Genomic DNA, 7,671 nt, shown 5'->3' with positions numbered 1-7,671 from the left:
AAGCGTATGACTACTGTACACAAGCTAATGGGTGAACCCCACACACCCTTAATTTCTTATACGAAAGGGGCACCTGAAGCAGTACTTTCCTGCTGTAGCCAAGCTTTTACCCAAGCCGCAGAAGTGCAGCAGTTTGATCGTGATCTCTGGCTAGATATTGCAGAAGACCTTGCGACACAAGGCTACCGAGTACTCGCTTTCGCTATGAAGAACTTAAATGACGGCGACACTTTCGATCAGGAAACGCTTGAGTCACAGATGACTTTCCTAGGCTTAGCCGCATTGATCGACCCTCCCCGAGAAGAAGCCAAAGAGGCCGTTCAACAATGTAAAACAGCTGGTATCACACCGATAATGATTACCGGGGATCATCCTGCAACAGCTTTGGCAATTGCGAAACAACTCGATCTGGTTCCAGCTAACGAGTCAGCGAATAGCAGTGAACATCACCCCAGTGTCATTACCGGGGCTGATATGGCATCGATTGATGATATTGAACTCCAACAAACTGTTCAGTCAACGCAAGTTTATGCGCGAGTCTCACCAGAGCAGAAAGTCCGACTGGTAAATGCAATTCAAAGCAATGGCGAATATTGCGCAATGACTGGAGACGGAGTGAACGATGCCCCAGCACTCAAAAATGCCCACATAGGTGTCGCTATGGGGAAGAATGGCACTGACGTAGCTCGTGAAGCTTCTGATATGGTGCTACTCGACGACAACTTCGCCACCATCGTCAAAGCAGTCGAACAGGGTAGACGAATCTTCGATAATATTCGAAAATTCATAAAATATACGATGACCAGTAACTCAGGTGAAATTTGGGTATTACTGCTCGCACCTTTTTTGGGTATGCCTATTCCCCTGCTGCCTATCCACATTCTTTGGATAAACTTGGTTACCGATGGTTTACCTGGATTGGCCCTATCTGTCGAGCCAAAAGAAAAAGGTGTCATGGCCAGAGCGCCACGCCCACCAAATGAAAGTATTTTTTCTCACGGTATGTGGCAACACATTGTATTTATAGGTTTTTTAATCGGTGCACTATCTCTCTTCGCCCAATATTGGGCCCTAGAGTACAGCCCCGACTACTGGCAATCAATGGTATTTACCACGCTGACTTTATCCCAGCTCATGCATGTCATGGCAATTCGTTCAGAAACCTTGTCTCTGTTTTCTATCGGGTTCTTTACCAATAAGGCCTTAATTGCGGCATTGATCAGTACTCTCGCACTGCAATTACTTGTTATTTACACGCCACTAGGTAACGAATGGTTTAAAACTCAGGCACTCCCCATGACGGAGTTATTGATCTGCTGTGGACTAGCTTTAGTAGTTTTCTTCGCCGTAGAAGGCGAAAAGCATTTGGTAAGAAAAGGCTGGCTATATAAGAAATAAACGAGGTAAAAATAAAGAGGTTCAGAGTCGAATGGCACTTACTTAAGGAGAAAATGGCGTCATTCCCTTGAACAAGGGAATCCATTGTTTTGAGGCTAACTCAATGAAATTGAAGGACCATGACTATCGCTAACCTAAAGATTTCTAGTCTTTTTTAACTCTCTAGGTCAGCCAAACGGCTGAAAAACAATGGATTCCCGCCCCGCCCAGGCGGCCCTCTCTTGCTGCGCAATTCACCTTGTGCGCGGGAATGATGAGTTTCGGGGCGAAATCAAGCTTAAGTAAGTGCCATTCGGGTCAGAGTCAAAAAAGCCAACTGAACTCTGACCCAAATATTACTTAGCGCATTCTTACCTGATAATTCGCGTAGCTTTTCGCCACTATCGTACCTTCAGCGTCTTTAACCTCACCTTCCAGGACAAAGCTACTCTTGCCTTCTGCCAAGGTTTCTTCTTCCAGGCGGGCTAGTTCTTGGTCAGATAAACCAAACTCAACCGTGACATCAGTTTTGGCAACCTTGATGAATTCCATCTTTAAGTCGACTAAGACAGGATAAAAACGCTCATCAAAGCTCAGCATTGAAATAATGCCCCCAGGAATTTCGGCGACGGTAAATAGCGCGCCTGCGTACATGGCATTAAAGTGATTCTTGTTTGGCTTAAGGGGAATACCTGCTTTCAAAAAGCCGCGCTTTACCTCAAGTACTTTAAAACCATTTCGCGTCGCAAAAGGAATCGCCTGACCAACAAACTTGGTCAACAGAGCCGTCATTGCGGTGCTTTGAACTTTGGAGACAAAGCCTGAAGCGTCTGACTGAGGTTTGTTTGCCCAGTCACGCATGCGATTTTGTAGGTCTTGATTGATAGACTGAAGGTAGCTCATCATGTGGCCATCTTCCTTAAAGTAATTTGAAGGCGCTAGACTACCAGCCTGAGCAAGGCACGCAAGTGATATTCACTTAGTAGAAAAAGGGTACGCTAGGCAGCACCCGAGTTGCCATAACTAATGAAACGCTGCTCAAGCATTTCATACTCTTTTTTCAAGCGGTTCAGCTCGTCTTGCAATTCTTTAGGGGACTGACTGTTTTCTGCGAGGTCGACATAGTTGCTTTCGAGGGTTTCGCGCTCAGCTTCAGAACGTTTCAGTTTTTGCTGTGCCTCTTCAAGCGACTGCTTTAATAGGTAGGCTTCACTGTTGTCCGCCTTGAGATCATCAAGCTCTTTGGTCATAAGTGATGAATTAATTCGTAATTTCTTAATCTCCTTCACTTTCTCGTCCAGTTGTTCCGAAAGCTGCTGTGTTTTTTCGATTAACGATTCTTCTCTCTCATTGCTTGTATCAACAGCATCAACAACCCTCTTTAGGCTTGAAACTTTATTAGCCTCTTTTTCAATGTCTCGGCTAGCTTGCTGATATTGAACATTCATTGAGGTAATCCGCTTTCCTGATTCTTTCAAGGAGGCTTCGAGTGCCTCAATATGTTCAAGCAAACGCTGCCGCTCAGAATCACTAAAGGCTTGCCGGTCATTCTCAGATGTCATATCTTTAAGTTGCGAGCTCAAACTTAATTGCTGGCCGGACAATTCATCCAGTTTGTTCATTCCATCTTCGACAGACTCTTCCTCACCTTCTGAATCAGGCGCAGTCTTGCCTACCGTTTTTCCATCGTAGGCATATTCAAAAGTATGATGTTTCCCCGGCTTAAGCTTTGTCAGCTTATGCTTCAAAAACATAATGTAAGCGACGCTAATGCACAAACAAGCAAAGGTGCCGATTAGCAGCTGAATAATGATGTAATTTGTATCTGTCGGCATAATGTCTCTTCTTGGGCCATCCTTGATACGCAATCTTTCAACAAAAATTGCCTAAATTAAACGTAAATTTATTCTAATCGTAAATATAGTCTTATTTTGTTCATTTTTCTGTTGTGAATAATACAGTTTTTTACGTCATAACATCCATGTTCTGTAATATTTTGTTATCACCGACAATTATTCAGAGCAAAAATAAAATTCTTTTCTATACTGGAAGGTAGCCGATTTCCTTCTTTCGTTAAGAGATTCCACTATGCACGTGAAGCAATGCGTTTAAAAAACAGGATGCTGACAGAATGAACAAGCAAACTTTTTATAGCTTGCTATCAGGTGTGTGGACTAAGCTATTTGGTGCCGAGCTCAAATATATTGAGCCCCAGCCTCATCAACAAGAATGCATTTTAGAGTGCTTTGTAGAAATACCTATCGTTGGCCAAAACAATTTTTTAATGGTTTTAGCAATGCCAACAAAACTTAGCTACAGGGCCGCCTCTCTATTATTTCAGCTACCGGAAGAAGAGCTCAGCAAAAACGACGCAAATGACGCGCTCTGTGAATTAGGAAATATCCTGGCAGGCCAAGTACAACTCGAAATAAGCGAAGATACACACTTAGATGTGCCGATCCAGCTTACGAAGGAACAAGCGCAAACGCTAATGCAGGATATTGAGCCGGATTGGGAAGTCTTTACGCAGGATGAAGACGGAACAACCATATATGCCGGCGTATTTATTGGACAAAGTTAGCGCAATGAATAAACTATCGCTTCAAATAATTAATAAAGCAATTCAAACACTTGCTATATACAAAGGGTCTTATCCGCAATGAAATTTCTTATCGTAGACGATAGCCGTGCCATGCAAGTTATTGTTAAACGTGGCCTAGAACAGCTGGGTTATAGCGACAATGAATACAAGACGGCAAATAACGGAAAAGATGCGCTTAATATAGCCAAAGACTGGACGCCTGACCTAATTCTATGTGACTGGCATATGCCGGAAATGACAGGAATTCAGCTGCTGCAATTATTGAATAAATTGGAACTACCCAGCAACATCGGGTTTGTCACCTCAGAAACCTCTGAGAGCCGTTTAAAAGAAGCGAAAGAAATGGGTGCATGTTTCATTGTAAACAAGCCCTTTACCGATGAAGATTTGCATAAAGCAGTTCTGCCTATCCTCCAAGGCGCAATAGAAGGTGAGGATGCTTTAAAGCAAGATACAGCCGTAACTTGCGACAAAGGCATCACACTACCTACGGCAGCCGCATTCGATAAAGCCATTAATGCGGTCACCAGCTCTTCGGTTAAACTCACCGAAAAAACAACCGAGCCACTCAATTACGAGCACCTTCCCTTCATTACAGGTATTTACGCGATATCAGGCACCTCGTCTATTCGTAGTATCTGCGTACTCGATCTTGAAGCAAGCTGTTTTTTGGGTTCCGCTCTGCATAACCTGCCGGTTGAAGATGCGCTTGACTCAATACAGAAAAAGGCAATCCCAAAGCAGCTTCTCGAAAACTGCGGCATGGTACTCAAGGTAATTTCGGTTCTATTCTTCGACCAAAAAAGTGGCACGGACCTAAAGCTGGAAAACTTCCACCTGATCGCCAAACCATTCGATAAACTAGATGCGTTAAGTCGAAAAGGCGGTAACCAGCGCATGGATTTTGAGCTCTGTATAGATGGTTATGGGAAGGGCCGAATGTCGGTGATCGCAGTTAATCGCTAAGTTAGTTATCTATTCCGTTCATTTGTCTGGACCTTATATTTAACCTCGCTCCCTTACTCAATCTATTATCACCTTATACACTCCTATCACCTTGGGGGTATAAAGTTGATTAGGGTCAACTGCCCTGCTTTTCTTCGTTTCTCTTCGCTACAGATCACTGTATTAATGTTCGCAACGTCAATGGCTTACATTAAATATTGGATCTACAGACGAGATGAAATACCCTTTTGATGGAACAAGCTTTTCCCTTAGGAATTTGTATCTATTAGTTTCCTGTCTATTTATCTGCCTTATCGGCAGCCCTGCTTTTTCTGCCGGGCTTGATATCACGCCAATTAAAGCCCCTCTTCCCTTTATCCAAGAGGCTTTCCCGAATGCCAGCTCGATTTCTGAAAAAACTGGCGACCCTCAAATCAAAACGATTTTCCAAGACGAGCAAGTCATTGGCTACGCCTTTGAAACAGATGATGTCGCGCGTATTCCTGCCTACTCCGGTGAACCCGTCAATACACTTGTGACGTTGGATACTCAAGGAACAATCATTTCTGCCAATGTTCTGGAACATCATGAACCTATCTTGCTGGTAGGAATTCCAGAGCAAGATTTATGTGACTTTACGGACCAATACCAAGGGCTAAAAGTTAACACCAAGGTAAAAGTCGGCACGGGAACAGAAGAGAACACCGAGTATCTCGATGGCGTATCCGGTGCAACCGTCACTGTGATGGTGATGAACATGGGGATTATTCGCGCCGCCAACGAAGTGGCGATCGCGCATGGCATCATCGAAGCCTCTGAATTTGCCTCACAGGCTGCGGCCACGATTAATCAAGAAGTCTACCAGCCTTCCGACTGGCAGACCCTGACAGGCAACGGTGCGATCCGACGTTTCCATTTGAACAATTCCAAAGTCGATGATGCTTTCATGGCAACTGAAGCTGCGGACCAGGCAGCCCCGCTTGAAGAAAAAGAAGACACTTTTGTCGATCTATATTATACGCAATTGAATATCCCGACAGTCGGCCGTTCACTCTTAGGTGACGGTGAATATGAATGGATGATGGAGCAACTAAAGCCCGGCGAGCATGTAATAGGTTTACTCGGAAACGGCTATTCCTTTAAAGGCTCTGGCTATGTTCGCGGAGGAATATTTGACCGAATCGTCATTCACCAAGGTAAAAATGAGTTCAGCTTCAGGGATACCGAACAATACCGAATTAACGACCTATATGCTGCGGGTACGCCGCACTTTAAAGAAATGTCGCTGTTCATTGTCAGCGAGCATCATAAGTTTGACCCCGGACAACCCTGGCAAGTCGAGCTACTTATTCGCCGCCAGACAGGCCCTATTGAAGGCGTCTTTACCAGTTTTAAACCAGAGTATGCCGCACTCGAAGAGTTTTTAATTAGGCCTGAACCGCCAGAAATCTAAGAAGAAAAAGCGCTATGGGAACAGGTTTGGGAAGATAAGAGTACGGCAACGAAACTGCTGGTCTTCAGCATGTTGGTTCTCACCCTTGTATTATTCATACAAGATTGGTTAGTTAAGTTCCCTCGCTTTATGCACTATTTCAGAATTGGCTTCCTTCTTTATACAGTAGGGTTTATTGGCTGGTACTGTAAGGGACAGCTGTCCGTTGTCAATGTACTTACCTTCGTTCAATCGCTGATGAACGACTTCAACTGGGAAACCTTCCTCCTCGACCCGATTATTTTTGTACTTTGGGTTTTTGTCGCTGCCACAGTCTTAATGTGGGGCCGAGGTGTTTACTGCGGCTGGTTGTGCCCCTTCGGTGCCTTGCAAGAGCTGATAGGCGAAATCGCGATGAAGCTACGCATTCCTCAGCTACATATTCCTTTTGTTATTCATGAGCGTTTATGGGCGATTAAATACCTAATTTTGCTAGCTTTGTTTGGCTTATCACTGGAGTCCCTGGCTGTCGCAGAAACCTATGCCGAAGTGGAGCCTTTCAAAACAACTTTCCTGCTGCGCTTCGATCGCGATTGGCCCTTCATTCTTTACGCGGCCGGGCTTCTGGTTACGTCAATATTTAATCGTAAGTTCTATTGCCGCTACGTCTGCCCAATGGGTGCAGCCATTGCTATTCCTTCTTTCGCTCGCCTCTTCGACTGGCTAAAACGCCGAAAAGAATGCGGCAAGCCCTGCCAGCTTTGTGCCCAAGAGTGTGAGATCGGAGCGATTGCTCCTACTGGTGAGATTAATATGCGCGAATGCCACTACTGCCTCGATTGTCAGATGACTTATCACAGTAAAGAGAAATGCCCACCACTTGCCAAAAAATACCGCAAAGCAACGAAAGAAGCGCCTGTCGAGCCGGTTCGTATTGTCAACCAAGGAGGCTCATAAGATTCGAATACAAAAGAAAAACACACAATAAAAGCAATTAAAGAATTAGCAGTACAAACAACGAAGTAAGAAGTTCTCTATCACAACCAGGAACAACTTGGAGATCATTATGACCGACATAAATAAGGAAAACCCTGTCGACCGCCACGTCGATGATAGTCCTGAAAAAGAAGGCATGAGCCGTCGTAAATTTATTGGTGCAACCACTTTAGTCGGTGGTGCAGGTGTTGCTGCGTCAACACTTACCGCATCCATGTTTTCAGAACTTGCTCAGGCAAAAACGGCCGAGAAAATGGCTGCTAGCGCCCATGTAGGGCCAGGTGAGCTCGACGAATATTACGGCTTTTGGAGTGGAGGT

8 protein-coding genes are annotated in these 7,671 nt (G+C 44.6%); 6 read left to right on the top strand and 2 right to left on the bottom strand.

Annotation, left to right across the window (positions count from 1 at the left end):
* Positions 1–1,398 (top strand): HAD-IC family P-type ATPase (locus A3761_RS16375; protein ID WP_156491896.1); only part of this gene is annotated, 1,398 nt, incomplete at its 5' end.
* Positions 1,399–1,737: 339 nt separating this feature from the next.
* Here A3761_RS16375 and A3761_RS16370 read toward each other — a convergent pair.
* Positions 1,738–2,283, bottom strand: coding sequence for a PaaI family thioesterase (locus A3761_RS16370; protein ID WP_082865366.1), 546 nt, complete (start codon positions 2,281–2,283; stop codon positions 1,738–1,740).
* A 92-nt stretch (positions 2,284–2,375) separates the two neighbouring features.
* Positions 2,376–3,212: a hypothetical protein gene (locus tag A3761_RS16365; RefSeq protein ID WP_068512640.1), complete on the bottom strand. Its 837-nt coding sequence runs from the start codon at positions 3,210–3,212 to the stop codon at positions 2,376–2,378.
* A 296-nt stretch (positions 3,213–3,508) separates the two neighbouring features.
* On the opposite strand from A3761_RS16365, the gene A3761_RS16360 reads away from it, so the two are divergent.
* From A3761_RS16360 to A3761_RS16345, 5 genes are all read left to right on the top strand, one after another.
* The gene (locus A3761_RS16360; protein ID WP_068507627.1) at positions 3,509–3,958 is read left to right on the top strand and encodes a chemotaxis protein CheX; all 450 of its coding nucleotides are present in this window, start codon (positions 3,509–3,511) and stop codon (positions 3,956–3,958) included.
* 78 nt (positions 3,959–4,036) lie between these two features.
* Complete coding sequence (locus A3761_RS16355; RefSeq protein ID WP_068507629.1) at positions 4,037–4,945, top strand: response regulator; 909 nt, start codon at positions 4,037–4,039, stop codon at positions 4,943–4,945.
* Between the two features lie 214 nt (positions 4,946–5,159).
* Positions 5,160–6,377, top strand: coding sequence for an FMN-binding protein (locus A3761_RS27805; protein WP_068552894.1), 1,218 nt, complete (start codon positions 5,160–5,162; stop codon positions 6,375–6,377).
* A gap of 69 nt (positions 6,378–6,446) precedes the next feature.
* Complete coding sequence (locus tag A3761_RS27800; RefSeq protein WP_068764603.1) at positions 6,447–7,313, top strand: 4Fe-4S binding protein; 867 nt, start codon at positions 6,447–6,449, stop codon at positions 7,311–7,313.
* Positions 7,314–7,422: 109 nt separating this feature from the next.
* The coding region (locus A3761_RS16345; protein WP_197473078.1) for a twin-arginine translocation signal domain-containing protein at positions 7,423–7,671 on the top strand (249 nt) is incomplete at its 3' end.

The organism is Oleiphilus sp. HI0123 (genome assembly GCF_001635315.1).
The sequence above is the reverse complement of the archived record's forward strand: the minus strand, read 5'-3'. Positions and strand labels throughout refer to the sequence as shown.

What these genes read in the sequence shown, in the direction of transcription:
- A3761_RS16370 (WP_082865366.1), bottom strand. Translation starts at nt 2,283, where the DNA reads ATGATGAGCTACCTTCAGTCTATCAATCAAGACCTACAAAATCGCATG.
- A3761_RS16355 (WP_068507629.1), top strand. Translation starts at nt 4,037, where the DNA reads ATGAAATTTCTTATCGTAGACGATAGCCGTGCCATGCAAGTTATTGTT.
- A3761_RS16365 (WP_068512640.1), bottom strand. Translation starts at nt 3,212, where the DNA reads ATGCCGACAGATACAAATTACATCATTATTCAGCTGCTAATCGGCACC.
- A3761_RS16360 (WP_068507627.1), top strand. Translation starts at nt 3,509, where the DNA reads ATGAACAAGCAAACTTTTTATAGCTTGCTATCAGGTGTGTGGACTAAG.
- A3761_RS27805 (WP_068552894.1), top strand. Translation starts at nt 5,160, where the DNA reads ATGAAATACCCTTTTGATGGAACAAGCTTTTCCCTTAGGAATTTGTAT.
- A3761_RS27800 (WP_068764603.1), top strand. Translation starts at nt 6,447, where the DNA reads ATGTTGGTTCTCACCCTTGTATTATTCATACAAGATTGGTTAGTTAAG.